This is a genomic window from Aneurinibacillus soli, assembly GCF_002355375.1.
In the GTDB taxonomy this organism is placed as follows: domain Bacteria; phylum Bacillota; class Bacilli; order Aneurinibacillales; family Aneurinibacillaceae; genus Aneurinibacillus; species Aneurinibacillus soli.
Genome location: NZ_AP017312.1, coordinates 3,980,001 through 3,999,578, shown reverse-complemented (window position 1 = coordinate 3,999,578; position 19,578 = coordinate 3,980,001). Strand labels below are relative to the sequence as shown.

Below are 19,578 nucleotides of genomic sequence, written 5' to 3'. Positions count from 1 at the left end.
ATCCCAACGTCTTTTTTAGCTTGTTTGGCATCTAGTATGAACAGATTTTCGAACTTATCGGCAGCGGCTTGATCGGAGGAACGGAGGGCATGTCCGTATATGTTCATTGTGGTTGTTATGCTGTCATGTCCAAGTCGCTCAGAAATAACTTTTGCATGGCTTGACTTATGAGCATCGTTGCTGGTGTATGGCGTAGATCGTGAAGCGGAGATATCGGAAACCGTTCTTCTTAACGAATTGCCGAAACTATAGGTACGGCCGTTTGTGGTGAAAGGCTCTGTCGTCAGCATGAGCAAATACAAAAAAAAGTTTGCCACCTTGCCACGTGTCCCAGATCTTATCCCGCTCCTTAACCCGGTATGTGTAATACTCCTTTAATTCTTCAAGGACAGAAGGGGGGAGTGCAACTTTTATTTTGAAGGAGTAGGATTTTTATATTTGTATGATTAGGTGGACAGGGATTCGATTCCCCTCGCCTCCATCTATCAAATCCACAACGGGGACCTTAAAGCTTCTACATGCTTTTCGTAGACGATTACCTTTTCCACATAGCTGGCGATGAACTTCTTGATTTCGGGAATGTCTCGCTTTTCGATGTGGTCCCTGAACTGAGAAAGCAGTTGTCGCAGAGAGTCCTCTGTGATAGCTGCTTTTTCTGTTTTCTCAGGCGTCTAGCCAACCCAAGGTTGGCGGCTCCTCTGTAAAAGGAAACGTCTTATCGTCCGCCCGTCGGTTCCCTCACATTCTACTGGAATGCGTCTGCTGCACTTACATTCATTTTTGAGCCTTATAGTGTATTAGCTTTTCAGCGTGTATGCATCCTTTCTGCCGGATGGGAATAATCCAAGGAGAGAATTTCCTTGAGTGAGACCTATCTTGAAATCATTAGAATCAGATATAATGATGAAAAGATGTTCACAGTTAGATACGAGGTGCCGACCCATGATTCTGAGTACCAAACTTCATATCCCGCAAACGCGGCGCGATGACCTTGTTGAGCGAGCGGCGATCACCGAGCTATTAAATAAAGGATTGAAGAGCAAACTTACATCCGTAACGGCTCCCGGGGGGTACGGCAAAACAACAGCTTTGAGTCAGTGGCTGCAGCAGTCTGCCATACCTGCCGTATGGATTTCCTTGGGCCCTCAAGATAATGACCTGATTGAGTTTTGGAGCTATACGATCGCTGCAGTCAATAGTAAAAACCCCCATTTTGCGGAAGCGGTCACCCCTTATTTGCTATCCTTAAAGTCGGGAGCGGTTGAGCCATTCATCTCAGCCATGATTCACGAGCTTGACAGCTATTCGGATGAATTGGTCATGATTTGGGACGATTATCACGCGATTGCTCTGGCTGCCATTCACGAATCGGTGGCTTATTTTCTTGCGTATTTGCCCGCTCATATCCACCTCTATGTAACAAGCCGGGCTGAAATGCCCTTTCCTACGGCAAGGCTGCAGACGACTGGCCAAATGGTGAAAATCACGATTCAGGAGCTGCGATTTCAACTTGCGGAGGGAATTCGTTACTTCCAGGATTGCATGGGATTGTCACTGTCGGGAGAAAAGATAGCCGTGCTGGTCGACCGCACGGAGGGATGGATCAGCGGATTGTATCTTGCGGCCATTTCGCTGCAAAGAAGTGGAAATTATTCGGATTTTATCCGCGCCTTTAGCGGGGAACACCGCAACATATCCGATTATCTGTTTCAGGAGGTTTTTAGTCTCCAGCCGAGCGAGATTCAGTCCTTTCTATTGGAAACTTCGATCGTAGAAAGGATAAACGGCCCGTTGTGCGAGACGGTTACCGGACAAGCGAATTGTCAGGAGTTGCTGGAAATGCTGGAACAGCATAATTTGTTCATTGTTCCATTGGATGATCAGCGGGAATGGTATCGCTATCATCATTTGTTTTCTGAGTTTTTACGGAGGCTTTTCCGGCAGAGGTATGCGGGACGATCGAAGGAGTTGCATGTCAAGGCAGCCCATTGGCTTGAGGAGCACGGATTTTTGGAAGAAGCGGTAGAACAACTGTTTATGGACGGGCATCATCACGAAGCAAGCACTTTGATTGAAAAGCATCTGCAAAACCTTCATGCGAAGAGAGGGGTGCTTTATCGATGGTTGCGCGATCTACCGGAAACCTGTTTTACTGGAAAGCCGAGAATTCAGTTTCTTTATGTCAAAGTGATGGTGGAAACCAATGAAATGGAGTTGGCACAAGCAAGACTTCGCCTAATGGAGGATAAGCTATCGGATCCGGAATGGAAACCTTACGCAGGAACCGTTCATTTTTTGTCCGCGGCTGTTTCTTTTTACCGAAGAGACTTTCGACGAGCGAACGAATATTTTGAGATGTTTGATCGGCATACGCCGGGGGGTAGCTACATCCAGATGATTGAAGCGAACTCGTTTTCGATGTATTTCGACACATTATTGAGCTTTTTTAATGATTTGCATGATGCGGAGAGATTCTTTTATAAATGGATCAAAGTATGGGAAGATAGGGACAATTACCCCTACGTCGGTTTTTTCTACAATACGTACAGTAAGCTGTTATATGAATGGAACCGCTTGGAAGAGGCTGAAGCTTATGCGGAGAGGGTACTGAGGTCAACGTGCATGCAGCCCTATGCTCTTCTTCTGTTAAGTGCTTCTATCAATGCTGCGCGGATCTGTCAGGCCAAAGGAGATTCGGCCAAAGCGTTTGAATTGCTTGAACGGGTTAAACCTAAGATCGATTCAGTGGACAAAAGAATGTTTATGAGGAGGATAGAGGCGGAGAAGGCAAATTTGTCGCTTGCGAACGGTTCCTTCGATGAGCGTTGGCTGCAAACATGCGGCATCAAGCATACCGATACGATCCCGCTCGGTCCGATCAAAGAATATCTTTATTTGGCAAGCGCTCTTATGGAACACCGGGAAGTTGATGAAGCTTTGCAACTGCTAGAACAATTGTACCGGCTTGTCGATAAGGCTGATCGGACCTGGGATAAGGTTAAGGTGGCCATCCTGCAAAGCATGGCTTTTTACCGAAAAGGAGATATGACGAACGCTGTAATGAAGCTGGAAGCGGCGCTCCAATTGGCGGAGCCGGGGAAATACATCCGCAGTTTCGTGGATAAAGGGGCAAAGATGGCTGAGCTGTTACGCGAATATATCCGGCAAAGGCAGATCAACGCTAACCGTAAGTCAGCGAGCATACTCTACGCCAGGGAATTGCTTCTGCTGATGTCGGATCATGTGAATGAGACTGTAAGCTCGGGAACACTTATCACGAAACAGGAACTAAAAATATTACGGATGATTGACATGGGGCTATCGAATAAACAGATCGCCGAACAACTTCAAATCACAGCCGAAACGGTCAAGAGTCATCTGAAGAGCATGTATAGAAAACTTCATGTGAACAGCAGAGAACAGGCACTGGAGCAAGGAAGAGAATTAAAATGGTTGTAGAGAGCTATTTATCGCAATTGTAGAAAATCATGATTATACAATAAATATTGGTAGGGGGTATATCCCCTATTTTTTTACCGTCCCTCCCCCTTAGATGGGGGATTTTTTTGTTGGGACGAAAGTTATAGAATTAGGGGGAAAATGGCAATGATCGACAAGCGCGGCCAGGAAAATATCGTTATTTATCGGCTCAAGTAATCTTGTATCGCTACATCGCCGGTTGAAATCATCATTACAAATAAAGGGGTGTATACGAATTTATGAAACTATCTACATCAGGACTCAAGATGTGGTCTTCCCGATCAGGGAGGATAGCTCTGGCATGCCTACTCACCTTGATGCTTATCCCATTCATGGGTGCAGGAAATGTAGTCCATGCGACCTCGCCAACTTGGGCAGCGGTGGGACAAACCGTGCAACCGTTAAACGTGCAAACCTTGCTCAAAGCGGGCGGCACGCTGTATGCGGGGACGGGAAACTTCAGCAACGACGTATGGTCGAACAGTAACGGTACTTGGACACAGATGATCGGCTCGCCGAGCTATGTGCGAACCTTGCTCGTTGATGCAAATGGCACGTTGTATGCGGGGGCTTGGGGTGACGGCAACAACGTATCGACGTATACGGCCAGTGGCGGTTGGGCACAGATGAGCGGCTCGCCGGGCAATGTGTATGCTTTGCTCGAAGTCAACGGCACGCTGTATGCGGGGACTTCTAACGGCAGCAGCAACGACGTATGGATGTACAGTAACGGGACGTGGATGCAGATGAATGGTTCGCCGGGCAATGTGTATGCTTTGCTCGAAGTCAACGGCACGCTGTATGCGGGGACTTTTAATGGCAGCAGCAATGACGTGTGGACGTACAGCAACGGGACGTGGACGCAGATGACCGGCTCGCCGGGCAAAGTGACTTCTTTAGCCGAAGTGGGCGGCACGCTGTATGTGGGGAATACCGACAGCAAGGGCGTATGGACGTACAGTAATGGTACATGGAAGCAGATGAGCGGCTCGCCGAGGTATGTGAAAACCTTGCTCAATATAAACGGTACGCTATATGTGGGTACTGCTTCCGGCTACGGCTACGACGACATATGGACATACACGACCAGTGGTGGTTGGACGCATACGAGCGGCTCGCCGGGCAAGGTATATTCCTTGCTTGATGTCAACGGCACGCTGTATGCAGGGACGCAGAACGGCAGCAACGACGTATGGACGAACAGTAACGGCGCGTGGACGCAGATGGGCGGCGTGCCGAGAGCAGTGACAACCTTGCTTGGTCTAAATGGCACGCTGTATGCGGGGACTTCTAACAGCAGCAACGCCGTATGGTCGTACAGTAACGGTACATGGACGCAGATGAGCGGTTCGCCGAGCAATGTGACTTCTTTGGTTGATGTCAACGGCACGCTGTATACGGGGACTAGTAACGACAGTAACGACGTATGGTCGTACAGTAACGGCACGTGGACGCAGATGAGCGGTTCGCCGAGCAATGTGACTTCTTTGGTTGATGTCAACGGCACGCTGTATACGGGGACTAGTAACGGCAGTAACGACGTATGGTCGTACAGTAACGGCACGTGGACACAAATGAGCAACTCACCGAGCAATGTGACTTCTTTGGTTGATGTCAACGGCACGCTGTATACGGGGACTAGTAACGGCAGTAACGACGTATGGTCGTACAGTAACGGCACGTGGACGCAGATGAGCGGTTCGCCGAGCAATGTGCATTCCATGATTGATGTCAACGGCACGCTGTATGCGGGGACTACTAACGGCAGCAACGCCGTATGGTCGTACAGTAACGGTACGTGGACGCAGTTGAACGGTTCGCCGAGCAATGTGCATTCCATGATTGATGTCAACGGCACGCTGTATGCGGGGACTACTAACGGCAGCAACGCCGTATGGTCATACAGTAACGGCACATGGGAACAGGTAAGTGGTTCACCGAGCCAACTATATTCCTTCCTAAAAGTAAACAGTAACATATATGCAGGGGGATGGAATGGTGTAGAACAACTGATCTCTCTCGGAGCACCTGTGAATCTGCAGGCCAGCAGCACGACGTCTGCATCGACTACGCTATCATGGGATGCCGTATCAGGAGCGACTGGCTACTACATCTACGAGAATGGGGGCAATACGGCGATTGCCACCGTGACTAGCGCGACCTATACGGTGAACGGACTGGCGCCGAATACCTCTTATACGTTTACGGCGAGCGCATTCGATGCAGCCGGTGAATCGGCGCAGAGTGGAGCGATCAATGTTCAGACACTGAGCACAGCCGCAACGTTGACCTCGACCATTGGCACTGTAAGCACAGGTGGAACAGCGAATGAAAGCATCACGAACATTCCATACGGCACAACGTTAGCTGCACTCAAGGCAGCGATCACGCCGGAAGCCAATGCAACGTTTGAGGTGTACGATGCAGACGGAACCACCGTAGCTACAGCTTTGACAACTGGCAACAAGGTCATTGTTACCGCGCAGGATGGAACCACGGTGACGTATACGGTAACGGTTATTCCGGCATATACGGTGACGTATAACGGCAACGGCGCTACATCTGGCAACGCGCCGACCGATAGTGGTTCATATGCGCAAGGAGCTACAGTTTCGGTGTATGAGAACACCGGAAATCTGGTGAAAACGGGCTACACATTCGCAGGTTGGAACACGCAAGCGGATGGCAACGGAACGACTTATGCCACAGGTACTACGTTCAGCATGGCAACGGCGAATGTGACGCTGTACGCGAAGTGGACGGAAAATCCGACGGCGAATCCTACCTACACCGTAACCTATAACGGTAATGGCAACTCCGGAGGCAGCGCGCCGACCGATAGTGGTTCATATGCGCAGGGCGTCACAGTTTCGGTGTACGGCAACACGGGAAATCTGGTGAAAACGGGCTACACATTCGCAGGTTGGAACACGCAAGCGGATGGCAACGGAACGACTTATGCCGCAGGTACTACGTTCAGCATGGCAACGGCAAATGTGACGCTGTACGCAAAGTGGACGGAAAATCCGACGGCGAATCCTACCTACACCGTAACCTATAACGGTAATGGCAACTCCGGAGGCAGCGCACCGACCGATAGCGGCTCATATGCGCAGGGCGTCACAGTTTCGGTGTACGGCAACACGGGAAATCTGGTGAAGACCGGCTACACGTTCGCAGGTTGGAACACGCAAGCGGATGGCAACGGAACGACTTATGCCGCAGGTACTACGTTCAGCATGGCAACGGCGAATGTGACGCTGTACGCGAAGTGGACGGCCAACAACGCGGGCAGCTATTCTAGCGGCGGCGGTGGCGGTTCGATAGTATCAACGTCACCAGTTACCTCCACAGATGGTACATTAACGCTTCCTGTAGGTAGATCAGGCGAGGTTAGTTTGCAAAAAGAAGTGACGGTTTCTATTCCCACAGGTGCGACAGATAAAGAGCTAAAAATAACGATAGAAAAATTGTTGAACACTCAGAATCTGATAACTGATAAAAACATGCTAGCCGGCCCGATCTTTGAGATTCTGAAAAACTTCTCGGAGAACTTCAATAAACCGGCAACGCTGACCTTTGCTTTCGACAAAGCAAAATTAAGTGGCAACCAAACAGTAGCTGTATGCTATTTTGACGAAGTGAAGAAGGAATGGGTGGAAGTTCCAGGTGGCAAGATTAACGAAAATCACATCACCGTACAGGTAGATCATTTCACGAAGTATGCGGTATTCGTTGTAGGTCAAGGGGCAACTGTGCCAACACCTGACATGAAACCAACGATTAACTTTAGCGACATCTCTGGACACTGGTCTGAGGCCAACATCAAGCAAGCGGTAAGCAGCGGAATCGTCAGCGGTTATCCGGACGGCACGTTTAAGCCGAATTCTACTGTGACTCGCGCGGAATTTGCGGTCATGCTGATGAATACGTTGAAGCCGCAAGGAGAAGGAGCAGTGCTGACTTTCACCGATACAGCGAAGATCGACGCTTGGGCACAGAAAGCGGTCGCGCAAGCGGTGCAAGCAGGCATTATTAATGGCTATGAGGACGGCACCTTCCGTCCGGATGCCGAGATTACACGTCCGGAGATGGCAGCGATGATCGCAAACACTTTGGGTCAGTCTATCAAAGCGGATACTGCAACGGGCTTCGCGGACGACAAGGACATTCCGACGTGGGCGAAAGGCGCAGTGGCAGCAATGAAGAAACTTGGCATTATAGAAGGTAAAGGCACGAACGAGTTTGCTCCTGGTGATAAAACAACAAGAGCAGAAGCTGTAACGGTTTTGCTGAAAATGCTGGCACACAAAGAGCAAGTAAAGTAACAATCGTCAGCCTGAGTTGAATGGTATAGGTAAATAACCAGGGTTATCCGGTAGGCAGTCGAATGAGCTGCTTGAGGGATAACCCTTTTTTCATGGAACTATTGGATTAAAGTATTCTTGTTAAGGAGGAAAAGATGGATAAAAGGCGGATTTTAAAGACGGCAATAATTACCTCATTACTTAGCTCTTATGTATTTCCGAGATATGGGGCTGCTTCTTTTAATGATGTAGAAGACTCATTTGCGAAAGATGCTATTTTTCAACTTGCAAACAAAGAGATTATAAGTGGGAAAGGAAATGGAAAATTTGATCCTAAAGGATATGTTACAAGACAAGATTTTGCTATTATCCTTGCAAAAGCATTGGATTTAGATATTTCTGACTCCAGAGCTATCCCTACATTTTCAGATATTCCTCCTTCTCATTATGCCTATAAGTATGTAGAAGCAGTAGCTAAGGCTGGTTTAATTAAAGGAAATAAAAATGGTCAATTTGGAAATGGGGAAAAACTCAGTCGTCAGGACATGGCTGTTATTTTGGTGAGAGCTCTTGGTATTAATCCAGTAGGAGAAGCGAAAAATATTAAATTTAAAGATGACAATCCACACAACAGCCCCCATACTTTCTCAACACCCTAATTTTTTGCCGTTACTTGTGATAGGGACTGACCGTACTTACTCTTAAATTATCCTGTCCGTTAGCGTAACGATTCGCAGTGAGTCTACAACTTTATTTTCACAGTCTAAGACTCTATTTTTCGAGTCTAATACATTTTTTTAGTGCACACAAAAAGCAAACCTCGATTTTTAAAAGCCCCTCAATAGATGATGAATATTACAAACTGTTCGATCAGGAATATTTTAATCGATTTATTGAGGATTGCTTGAGAAAAATTAAAAACATGCTTGATGCATAAAAAAGGAATTGGACTAACTAAAGTACTCCCTGTTTGTGGTATGGGTCATCGTACTGTGGTATCGCCGTGGGGGATAAGGATCTATATGATTTCATCAAAATTCATGGGTAGCACATTAGTTTGAGGATGGGACGATTCGCTGGCGATAACGATAAGGACAGCGGTATCTTCTTCTTAATTGGGGACGGAATGGGGACGAAAGCCATCATTTCCAGGTGAACGGCAATCAAATAGAACCATACTCCAATGGAGAAACCCCTTATAAATCAAGGCATCGGTATATTACGGCAGATGAAGACCAAATAGGCTATGTTCCCGCATACGGTGCATGTTGAGAGTGTCGCGTTGCTCATAAAACGTGTGTATCCAATAAATAAAGTTCTGATTTTGGCAAGAATAAAGGAAAGAGGGGAAAGGGCGAAAACGAGTTATCAAGCCTTTTCCCCTGTTTTTTTATCCGGTATACAGGTGAGATGGAAACGATGATAGCGGAGGAGGAAGTGTATGAACTGTTTTTGTGAAGGTGGAGAAACAAATGATTTAAAAATAGAGGGGGATATCGGAGCAGATCCCGTTTGGTGCAATAAATGTGGTTGTAACCTGAACATAGAAGACATACCGATTTCAAGTGAATTAGCAAATGAGCTGTTGTCCTGGGCAATGAAGTATGGGGAATGGATTGATTGGGACATAGATAAATGGGTTCCTAATGGGATTGAACTAGAAAATTCATTTAATCAAATGGGAATAATTTTATGCGAAAAGGTGAGACAAGAACTTGGAGATAAATATAAAGTAATATACTTACCATCAGCAAGTATTCACTAGCTCTACCCTCAAATAGACCACTGCCAGAAATTTACCCCCTGACAAATAAGAGAGCGGTCAAGCCGCTGCTCAAAACTCATTCCCATATCTACAGATTCCTCCAGTGGGGCGCAGCAACCTCGCCAGATGAGATAATTGTCCATTCCATGTGCTACTCTGGTAAGGTCGATAATAATCTCTTCCCCATAATGGTAAGCGACAGGCAGCCAATGCTTTGGCCAATCCTCGTCAACGAAACAATCCTCTATTGCCGCCAAATCATAGAGATGAAACTCTCCACCATATTCAGGATGTTTGAACAATTCGGCCCCGTTATGCATGAGTAGAAAGTTTTTATAGTCAATGGGAAGCTCAATACCGAATGTATCGATAAATTCGTTCAGTTCTTGCGGGGAAATAGGAAGGTTAAATGTAAAGACTGCTGGACTCACATACCCTTCACCTGAATAGATTTCGATAACGTTGTCATTATCAGCTAGTCGCTTCTTCAGTGCATCCAGCGCCAGCTTTACGAGGTGTCCTTTTTGCATATGGCACTCCTTTATGTATCGATAGGGAAAATATTACTTTTATCTATTCTTATAGTATCATGAACGTAGAATCATGAGGATAAAAAAGGAAAAATAAATGGTAGACGTAACGAGAAATACAGGGAGAGAAATGTTCGTTGAAAAAATATTTATGTGTCGCCATTTTATCTTTCATATGTCTCGTATGGTTCATATCGAATAAAGAATATTATCCACCCTTGCCCCTATCTTCTATAGGTAAAAAAGAAGCCATCTCAACGCTTCACTACTCATCCGGCAACATTGCCAAAATAGTAGAAGAAGGCGGTTACGATTGGTATATTACAATAATGGAGCAGGGGAGGGGATATACGAATGTGACACAAATGATGAATAACAGTGGTTGGTCATTGCAGAAGCGAGATGGAAACGGATTATTTTTTATGAAGAAAGACCGGACTATCATTGTTACAACAGAAATGTGGACAGGTAAGTATATTCTTTGCAAAGTACCGAAGGAATGGAGAAATACATAACGTATGGAGAAACAATTTTTAGGATTGGCTTTCATAAGCAGCATATCTTTACTCTTACTTGCCATTCTGCAATGGGAACTGGTGGATTTTTTTACGCCTTTTTTCATGCCAGTGATTTGGTTATGTGCGGTCATTTTCTTTTTGGTTGTGGCGATTGCTTCTATATCTATAGCGGTGAAAGAAAAAGTGTGGAAACCATTGCTTGTTCAAGGGGTAGCACTATCCCTATATTTGTTCGTGCCATTTACTTCGATTATGATTAGTTTAGATTTTTACCTTTATAAGTCCGCCCGGCAAGAGGTGATTCGGATGGTTGAGTCACAGGAACTACGTCCTACGGTGTCAGAAACATCTTCACTTATCCATTTGCCTCCTAAATATGAGCGTCTTTCCAAGGGTGGCGGAGACATTATGGTGAAAAAGCAAGGTGACAAATACGCTCTTTTCTTTTTTACCTTTCGGGGTATGCTCGATAATTTTTCCGGGTTTATGTATGTGCCGTCTGAGCAGTTTCCAACAGACGCTTTTGGGGGAGGATTTGCGGAAATTCAGGAAATAGAAAAACACTGGTATTGGATAGGTTCTCATTAATTATATAAAGATTTTATTGGATGGAGGAGTAAGCATGAGAACGATTGGTCTTATAGGAGGCATGAGTTGGGAATCATCGGTTGAATATTATCGAATTATGAATGAAGAAGTAAAAAGTAGATTGGGAGGATTACACTCCGCAAAGTGCTTATTATATAGCGTAGACTTTGCAGAAATTGAGCGATATCAGTCGATAGGAGATTGGAATAAGGCTGGAGAAGTGTTGGGCGATGCTGCTCATTCTCTAGAAAAAGGGGGAGCAGACTTTATTGTTATTTGTACCAATACGATGCACAAGGTAGTAGATATCATACAGCAAAAAATCAGCATTCCGATTTTACATATTGCAGACGCAACTGCTGCGGCAATTAAGCAGAGAGGAATCAGTTCGGTAGGTTTGCTGGGTACAAAATATACGATGGAACAGGAGTTTTATAGGTCGCGCTTGGAGTTGAACGGAATACGAGTTATAGTGCCGGATAACAGGGACAGAGAGAGTGTAAATAAGGTTATTTATGAGGAGTTATGCGTAGGTAAGGTATTGCAGGAATCCAGAGAGTATTATAAACAGGTCATGAAACGTTTAATGGAAAACGGAGCTGAGGGAATTATTTTGGGCTGCACTGAAATCGGATTACTCGTAAAGCAAGAAGATTCGGATGTTCCTGTATTTGATACAACAGCATTGCACGCGATTGAAGCAGTGAATCAGTCTTTGAACAAATAGAGATTACAGGATATAGTCCCCTTAAATCCCTTTTCACTTATTCCTACTATGTAACCAATAAATAAAGTTCTGCTATTTTAAATAAACATCTGCCAAAATCGAAATAAAGTTCTGCTTTTGGCAAGGATAAAGGAAAGAGGGGAAAGGGCGAAAGCGAGTCATATCAAGCCTTTTCCCCTGTTTTTTATCAAAACATTATTACGAAAAAAATAAAGTTCTGACAGAAAAAATGAGAGGGGAAAATCGAAAAAAGCCGGATTTGTAGCAAGACTTTATTTAATCGGGCGACGGTGGAATGCGGGTTGGAGAGCTGTTTTTTGTCAGAACTTTATTTAGTTTGTACAACGATAAAGAGAGCGAAACCCTTGATATGAACAAGATCGAGTTCCGATCCTGGAAGAAATTCGTGAACAACTCGGATATGGCACACTGACGTTCCAGACGATAGGGAATCTGATTGTCATCTCTAAGAATAAACCCGAAAAAGAATTTATCTGGACACCTCATAAATAGTAGGAAGAAGCTCGGTGCTGACCGGGCTCTTTGCTTGCACATTGATAAGAGTGTCTATGGTATATACGCCATAGAACAAAGTGAATTAACTTATGTATTCATTATCTGTAATTTATGGAGCCTAGAACGGGCACCGTATCATAGATGACCATATGGTCAAACGGGTGGTTGAGGGAGAATTGTCATGATTCTCCCTTCTTTCAAATAATACTTGAACACGATTTTTATCAAAATTTGGGCAACAAACATCGTCAAGTTATGGACAATATAATCTGTCATTAACAGCGGTGAGCTAGTAAACGATGATTTCACATTTCCTCTTTTTATGAAAAATGCTGAGATATATTATTTAGATACTCTTCCTCATCCGTATTTTCCTTCATACTTATGAGCATCTTTGCATCTTCTCCAACTACATACCGGAATTGATTTGTACCGTCTGTGGCCGCTTGATATATAGTGTCAGCTACAAGTTCTGGAGCCGAGGCGTAGCCTGGATCTTTTTCCATTTCACCTAATTTACCCAGAAATGCAGTAGTAAACGATTTATAGTCCGTTAATGCATCATTAAAAAAGAACTCCATTGATCTTCCGCCAAAATCCGTGTTAATAGCTCCTGGTTCAATCAACTTTACTTTGATGTTTTGTGATGCTAATTCATAAGATACGGATTCAGAAAAACCTTCTACCGCGAATTTAGTTGAATGATACAGAGACATCGTAGGAAAGGTCACTTTCCCTCCCATAGAAGAGATATTGATCAGCAAACCTTCTTGATTAGATCTAAAATGTGGCAACATGGCTTTAGTCATACTGATAAGACCAAAAACGTTTACTTCAAATTGTCTTCTAATCTGCTCATCCGTAGCTACTTCTATAAGACCCATTGTTCCATATCCGGCATTATTCAGAAGAACGTCAATTTTACCAAACCGTTGGATCGCTTCAAGTAATGCAGATTGAATGGTGTCTATTTTCTCAACATCTAACCTTAGCACCAAAACATTGTCCAACGTAATGAATTCAGTTTCTTGTTCAGGTGAACGCATCGTGGCTACTACGTTCCATCCTCTTTCAGCAAAATGTTTTACTGTAGCTCTCCCAATACCTGACGAAGTACCCGTGATAAAAATGGTTTTCATTAACAATTCCTCCTAAAAGTTTTGTGAGTGTTACTCCTTGATCCTGGTTCGTACAAAACTGACCTCTTAAGCATTAGAATTTATTAAACACTGCTCTTCTCTTCCACTAACTGCTCCATGCTTAACAACCCATGGGAAATGGTTTCAAGTTTAGCTTTATATTCTTCTATCCCAATTTGGATGCAGATGATCTGTGTTGGATGCATTTCATCTTTATAAAGCGAATACTGCTCAAATAATTGATCTAACTTTTTTTGTGATTCCTCTTGTACTTGCTTCAACCAAATAATCACCTTGTCATACCCAACAAATTCACCAAAATAAAGCCTCATCATAAAATCAGATTTTTTAATACTATCTCCCTCTAATGGCGATAGTAAATAGGCGTTAAAACAATCTCGCCCTTTAGCCGTTATGTTTAAAACATTCTTGTTTGGCTTACCATCCTGGAGCACAATTTCCTTAGTTATCAATTCCTCCTTCTCCATACGTGTAAGCATTGGATAAATCGTGCCATAACTAGAACTATAGAAATTAGAGAACACATTTTCCAATAACTGTTTTATTTCGTAGCCTGTCAACGATTCTTTCATGAGCATGCCTAAAATGACATCCTGACTGTTCAAGGATAGAACCTCCTTATTTAGATATATTTGTATATTACACTTAATAATATATCGACCCGATATATATTATGTCAATATATATATCTAATTGTTTTTATCATTGAACGGTTCACATCAAAAAAAGTAGCGTGAGTACGGGATCAGAAATACAATCCTAGACTGCCGCTGCGAAACACAGGCTCAAGAATACAATACGGAATATCTCGATGGAGCCATAGCGGTTTCAGCGCCCCAGATGGGCAAACCGGACGCTACAATCTTCACATCAGGCTCCATTATCACTTTTCAGCAGAGAGAGCCGTTTCATATCTGTAAAAAGCGATTAGTTTAAACTGCAAACTATTCTATAAGAAAGGGTATATCGTGCGGAGATAAGAAAAAGACCACTCAGTGTGATTGGTGGTCTTATTGTTGTTGAGAATGGAAGCAAGAAAATTCGCATACATATGTGAGCAGCAGGGACCAAAATGAAGCACGACAGCTTGAATCCCTGAAAGAGGCAGGAGTTAACGAACGGGATATCTAGATGGATAAGCAAAGTGGGAAAGACTTTCAGCGGGAACAGTACCAGCTGCTGAAACGGGCGCTGCGAGTTGGCGATATTTTATATATCCATTCGCTGGGTTGATTTGGGCGAAACAAAGAGGAAATCCTAAATGAGTGGAATGATGTTACAAAAAATATCAAGACAAACATCGTAGTGCTAGATATGTCGCTTTTGGATACTACCCAGTTCAAAAATAGCCTTGGTACGTTTATTGCGAATTTTGTTCTGCAGATCCTATCCTGGATGGCACAGGAGGAACGGGAACGAATCCGAAAACGCCAGCGCGAGGGGATTGATATTGCGCTGCAGAACGGTGTAAAGTTTGGCCGAACGAACGCTAGGAAAATGTTCTCCATTCCTTTTATAGTAATGGTCCGTATAGAAAATACTTAATTTTAAAAAAATATCACGGAGGTACTAGAATGAAAAAAAGTTTGGTCGCTTTCTTTTTATCTCTTATCTTTGTTCTTTCTCTGTCAGCCCCCCTTGTATCAGCAAAAACCAGTTCTACCTCTAAGACCACATCAACATACACTTCTTACGATAAATCCCTCACCTTCTCTTATCCAAAAGGCTGGTTTATTGAAGATCGTAAGGATTATATTTGTTTAACCAATTTTAAACGGGACAGTTATGGAGGCGAATCAAAACCTTTAGAGAAGTGGATGATTAAAATTGCTATTGATTTGGGTCCAAACATGGAAAACTACACGCTTGCCGATCTGTTAAAAGGATTCGGAGATGACGACCATAAAGTAATCCAACCAAGGAAAGTTGTGACGGTAAACGGTAAGAAATTCGTAAAGGAAATTGTGGATGTTGATTTGGATGGTGGGACCCGGGTAATTTCTCTGTCGACCATTCAAAAGGGAAAATATTATTATGCGGAAGCCTGTATCCCTTCTGGAAATTATGTAAAGAAATCGCAGCAAGAAGCGGAAAAAATTCTGGCCAGTATTCGGATTAAGTAATGTCTTGTTTGCAAAATAATCATCCGTTTCTCTTCCGGTTTCCCTGTGTTGTAACAATTATTGTTTAAAGTGGGACCGTCAACATTTCGGGAATTTTGTACGCTAATCGATTTTCACATAGAAAAAGCCGATTTCCTTAGCGCAGGAAGTCGGCTCTTTTAGGTTGCTTGTTCAACTATCGATTCCCGTTAGTGCAACAAATACAGAAGACCTTTAATATATTTTTTATTATTCTTCTGGATTTGTGCCGGTTTCAAACCCTGCCATGCCGCCATCTGCTTCGTACTGGAAGCGAAATGACCTTTTTGAACTTGTCACTGGGGAGATACAGGGGCTCGCATGACCTATATTGCAATAAGTGCTAGAAAGAACCTGGCTTGTGAAAAATGACGTTCCAGGAGGGATTAATACTTCTAACTCTCTATGCAGGTTGACTTCTCTGATTTCACTAACAAAAAATGAATGCTGTGATAAGGAATATCTAATGGCTTGGTTTCGCTTATTATTTATTAGGCATAACTATTTAGAATTATATGGTAAAATAAATCATTAGTTTATTTCATGAATTGAGAGGAGCTTGGCAGAGTGGATTATTCAATTGTCAGAACAGCAGTCAATTTAACGTATTCCGTAAGAAGTCCCCTTCCTCAACTAGCGTGAAGGTGCAATGCGCCAGCTAGTAGGGAGGGGATGAATTTCGGTTAGGCGCAGCCTAACGGCTCTTTTTTTGACCTAATTCCTATCCAGTCGTATAATAAAAATGTGGTGATATTATATGGACTTAGACACAAATAATCATTCAGTGTTCAAACTCAATTATCATTTGATCATGGTGATCAAATATCGTAGAAAAGTGATTGATGATGCTATTTCCAATCGACTACAAGAAATATTCGAGTCGATTGCTCCAAACTATCATATTTCGGTGAAAGAATGGAATCATGATATCGATCATGTGCATGTGTTATTTACGGCAAAACCAAATACCGAACTATCGAAGTTTATCAATGCGTATAAAAGTGCAAGTTCTCGGCGGATAAAAACAGAGTATTCTTCGATTCGAAAGAAACTATGGAAAGAGCATTTCTGGTCACAAAGTTATTGTCTCCTTACCGTTGGTGGAGCACCATTAGAAGTGCTGAAACGGTATATTGAGAATCAAGGTGAAAAATAAGGGGTTGATTACCATTGGATTGGTGGTGACAAAAGATGATTCGAACGATGAAAACCCGTTTCTATGCTTCGAAACACAATCTTGATCGCTTGTTTGCGTGCAATCGTGAATCGGCAAACGTTTGGAATGAATGCATTTCGTTAGCGAAAACGTATGCGATGCAAAACAATGGGCGTTGGATTGGAAAAACGGAACTCCAAAAGCTCATCAAAGGGAAGTATCCACTCCACTCACAGTCGATTCAAGCGGTGGCACACAAGTACTTGTTTTCGCGCGATGGCGCACGACAAGCGAAACAAAAAGGCTACATCAACAAGTATCCATACAAAACGAAGAAGTACTTCAACACGAAATGGGCGAATCATGGCTTTATGTTGCATCAAAACGGAAAAATTGAGTTAAGCATGGGGATTTGGGAACGCAAACGCCAATCGCCGATTGTGGTATATGTAAAAGACGTACCGAAAGGACAAGTAAAGGAAATCGAACTTGTTTATGATCGTGGCTTGCGTTTGTGTCTCTCGTATGAAGATGGGATTGTGGCTGAACCGAAACAAGTAGGCATTCGTTGTGCGATTGATGTGGGTGAGATTCACACAATTGCTACTGTTGCCGAGAACGGAGCCAATTTGATCATCACAGGTCGAAAAATCCGCAGTATTAAACGATTGCGAAACAAGAAACTGGCGAAACTCCAGCGAAAAATGAGCAAATGTCAAAAAGGTTCCCGACAATGGAAACGATACAACCACGCCAAACAATACGTGTTATCGCAGTCGGACAAACAGCTACAGGATGCCTTGCATAAGACAACGAAAGCCTTTGTCGAATGGGCATGTCAACAACAAGTAAAACAAGTCGCCATTGGTGATGTAGAAGGTGTTCAGCGTGGGACAAGTCGAAACAAGAAGAAAAATGCCAAGAAGAAAAGACGAAGACGTATCCATAACCAAAAGATGGGCCAATGGCAGTTTGGAAAACTATTTGACTACCTTACGTACAAACTGAAAAGTAAAGGAATTTCTATTGAAAAAGTAAATGAATCGTATACTTCACAACAATGTCCTTGTTGTGGGAAGCGTAAAAAGATAGCTTCTAGAACGTATGTTTGCTCGTGTGGCTACACTCAACATCGGGATATTCACGGAGCTTGTGGGATCCTCTCCAAAGTGATGTATCATGGCGAAATTCAGCGATTGCCTGTTGAGGTAGAAAAAACAAAGTATCTACGGATCGCCTAATGCGAGAAGTAGTAGAAGGTGTGAACCCACCCTTCTTTTCGTGAGAAAAGATGTTGCTTATGAAATCATTTGTATGTGCGTGCTGCTCTTTGAGCGAGGGCAAGAAGCCAACCTTTTTGTCCGTTGGATGGCATACTGGGTGAAGTAACAAGAAACCCCGTCTTCAAAAAGTGAAATTTTTAAGGCAGGGAGGTTCATTCATATATACACTAGAAACATTCGGAGTAGCTTTTACAACCGCTTCGAATGCTGGTTTTATTATTAGTTTGTGTGTTGTGTTTGTACCTATTGTAGATAGCATCGTCTACCGCAAGCTCCCTAAAATTTCTTTGTTGGGTGCTGTTTCACTTTCTATAGTAGGAACGGGCCTTTTGACATTAAAAGAATCCTATGTTTACAATCTAGGTGATTTTTTGATTTTGGGAGCTGCCTTATTTCGAGCTGTTCAGATGACAATAACAAAGAAATTAACAGAAGGTAAAGAAATAGAGCCTGGGGCCCTCACTACCATTCAATTAGTAGCGGTAGGTGCAGGCCTTATTTCATTTGTACAACAGCCTGTGCCAGTGGAACTTACCCCCACGTTCTGGTTAATCACGGGATACCTCGCCATTTTCGCAACTATATTTGCATTTTATGTTCAATTGATTATGATACGAAAAACTTCACCTTCACGAGTAGCTTTATTGCTGAGTAGTGAACCTTTGTTTGCAGCTATGTTTTCTGTTTTGTTAATGGGTGAACATCTTTCGTTTAGTTCGATTATAGGTGGTATCTGTATTATAGTAGGGATGCTTTTGGGGAAAAGGCTACAATCTTAAAAACTCGTTGGGGCTCGGATGATCCGCATGCAGATCTCGCCTGGAAGGACCCGTGTTTTTCATCGGCTTCGTGTGGATAGACGCAAGGGAGCTGTACTGTTGCGATCATGAATCCATCCGCCGGCTGCTGGAAACGATGAGAGAGTAGGAGAAAAAAGGAAGAGCTAATAGGGACAGTTTGCACAACCCGAGGGAAAAACCCCTTGTCCCCCATGCTTTATTGGCGACACCAATGGGGACAATCGGGCGACAAACGTAGCGGAATTCAAAAATACATATCGGAGAATATCAGAAGAAGGGGGGAGTAGGTCAAAAACTTTTGAGGGATAGACCTAGAGACCGGTTGTCCGGTTTCCGTGTACAAAATTCCCTAAATGAAATTTCCTTACGCAACTATCTGCTTTACACCGAAAGCTGAAAAAGACAACTTTGGCCTTGGGGAAATTACAGGACTAGCATGCACTATATGTCTGCACTGACTAGAAGAACTCGTGCCTTTCATTCGTCTTGCAAAGTAATCATTTGAATAATTATAGTATGCTTGTCGAAGCTACACCAAGTAAAAGAAGTGAACTCTTTACTATTGAAATGCAGGATTGCTGGTTTGGGAAATGAATAATTTGGAATG

At 43.5% G+C, this 19,578-nt stretch carries 14 protein-coding genes and 1 pseudogene; 12 read left to right on the top strand and 3 right to left on the bottom strand.

The genetic code is table 11. The annotated features are described in order from the left end of the window. The first annotated feature begins 942 nt into the window (after positions 1–942). From CB4_RS20140 to CB4_RS20125, 4 genes are all read left to right on the top strand, one after another. Positions 943–3,459 (top strand): winged helix-turn-helix domain-containing protein, encoded by a 2,517-nt coding sequence (locus CB4_RS20140; RefSeq protein WP_157738086.1) that lies wholly within the window; start codon positions 943–945, stop codon positions 3,457–3,459. Positions 3,460–3,812: 353 nt separating this feature from the next. Beyond that, the gene (locus CB4_RS20135) at positions 3,813–7,808 is read left to right on the top strand and encodes an S-layer homology domain-containing protein (RefSeq protein WP_231956089.1); all 3,996 of its coding nucleotides are present in this window, start codon (positions 3,813–3,815) and stop codon (positions 7,806–7,808) included. Positions 7,809–7,942: 134 nt separating this feature from the next. Continuing rightward, positions 7,943–8,446 carry an S-layer homology domain-containing protein gene (locus tag CB4_RS20130; RefSeq protein WP_096467465.1) on the top strand — a complete coding sequence of 168 codons (504 nt, stop codon included), beginning with the start codon at positions 7,943–7,945 and terminating at the stop codon, positions 8,444–8,446. A 782-nt stretch (positions 8,447–9,228) separates the two neighbouring features. Next, positions 9,229–9,552, top strand: coding sequence for a hypothetical protein (locus tag CB4_RS20125; protein WP_096467464.1), 324 nt, complete (start codon positions 9,229–9,231; stop codon positions 9,550–9,552). A gap of 8 nt (positions 9,553–9,560) precedes the next feature. On the opposite strand, the gene CB4_RS20120 is transcribed toward CB4_RS20125, so the two are convergent. After that, entirely contained in the window at positions 9,561–10,082 is a 522-nt protein-coding gene (locus tag CB4_RS20120) for an SMI1/KNR4 family protein (RefSeq protein ID WP_096467463.1), read from the bottom strand. A gap of 137 nt (positions 10,083–10,219) precedes the next feature. Between CB4_RS20120 and CB4_RS20115 the strand changes: the two genes are divergently transcribed. The 3 genes from CB4_RS20115 to CB4_RS20105 are packed head-to-tail and all read left to right on the top strand — an operon-like array spanning position 10,220 to position 11,915. Further along, positions 10,220–10,597: a hypothetical protein gene (locus tag CB4_RS20115; protein WP_096467462.1), complete on the top strand. Its 378-nt coding sequence runs from the start codon at positions 10,220–10,222 to the stop codon at positions 10,595–10,597. Between the two features lie 3 nt (positions 10,598–10,600). Then, positions 10,601–11,188 carry a hypothetical protein gene (locus tag CB4_RS20110; RefSeq protein ID WP_096467461.1) on the top strand — a complete coding sequence of 196 codons (588 nt, stop codon included), beginning with the start codon at positions 10,601–10,603 and terminating at the stop codon, positions 11,186–11,188. Between the two features lie 34 nt (positions 11,189–11,222). Then, a complete protein-coding gene (locus tag CB4_RS20105; protein WP_096467460.1) occupies positions 11,223–11,915 on the top strand; it encodes an aspartate/glutamate racemase family protein in 693 nt (230 codons plus the stop codon). A gap of 836 nt (positions 11,916–12,751) precedes the next feature. On the opposite strand, the gene CB4_RS20100 is transcribed toward CB4_RS20105, so the two are convergent. Both CB4_RS20100 and CB4_RS20095 read right to left on the bottom strand, forming a co-directional pair. Next, positions 12,752–13,570 (bottom strand): SDR family oxidoreductase, encoded by an 819-nt coding sequence (locus CB4_RS20100; RefSeq protein ID WP_096467459.1) that lies wholly within the window; start codon positions 13,568–13,570, stop codon positions 12,752–12,754. Positions 13,571–13,653: 83 nt separating this feature from the next. Continuing rightward, entirely contained in the window at positions 13,654–14,196 is a 543-nt protein-coding gene (locus CB4_RS20095; protein ID WP_096467458.1) for a PadR family transcriptional regulator, read from the bottom strand. 420 nt (positions 14,197–14,616) lie between these two features. On the opposite strand from CB4_RS20095, the pseudogene CB4_RS20090 reads away from it, so the two are divergent. The 5 genes and pseudogenes from CB4_RS20090 to CB4_RS20070 all read left to right on the top strand — a co-directional run. Next, positions 14,617–15,073 (top strand): annotated as a pseudogene (locus tag CB4_RS20090) (recombinase family protein); the annotation flags it as partial. 92 nt (positions 15,074–15,165) lie between these two features. Beyond that, positions 15,166–15,714 (top strand): hypothetical protein, encoded by a 549-nt coding sequence (locus CB4_RS20085; protein WP_096467457.1) that lies wholly within the window; start codon positions 15,166–15,168, stop codon positions 15,712–15,714. 775 nt (positions 15,715–16,489) lie between these two features. Next, positions 16,490–16,888: an IS200/IS605 family transposase gene (gene tnpA, locus CB4_RS20080; protein ID WP_096467456.1), complete on the top strand. Its 399-nt coding sequence runs from the start codon at positions 16,490–16,492 to the stop codon at positions 16,886–16,888. 35 nt (positions 16,889–16,923) lie between these two features. Beyond that, the gene (locus CB4_RS20075) at positions 16,924–18,129 is read left to right on the top strand and encodes an RNA-guided endonuclease InsQ/TnpB family protein (protein ID WP_096467455.1); all 1,206 of its coding nucleotides are present in this window, start codon (positions 16,924–16,926) and stop codon (positions 18,127–18,129) included. Positions 18,130–18,299: 170 nt separating this feature from the next. Then, on the top strand, positions 18,300–18,950 hold the full coding sequence (locus tag CB4_RS20070) for a DMT family transporter (protein ID WP_096467454.1): 651 nt from the start codon (positions 18,300–18,302) through the stop codon (positions 18,948–18,950). The last annotated feature ends 628 nt before the right edge of the window (positions 18,951–19,578 follow it).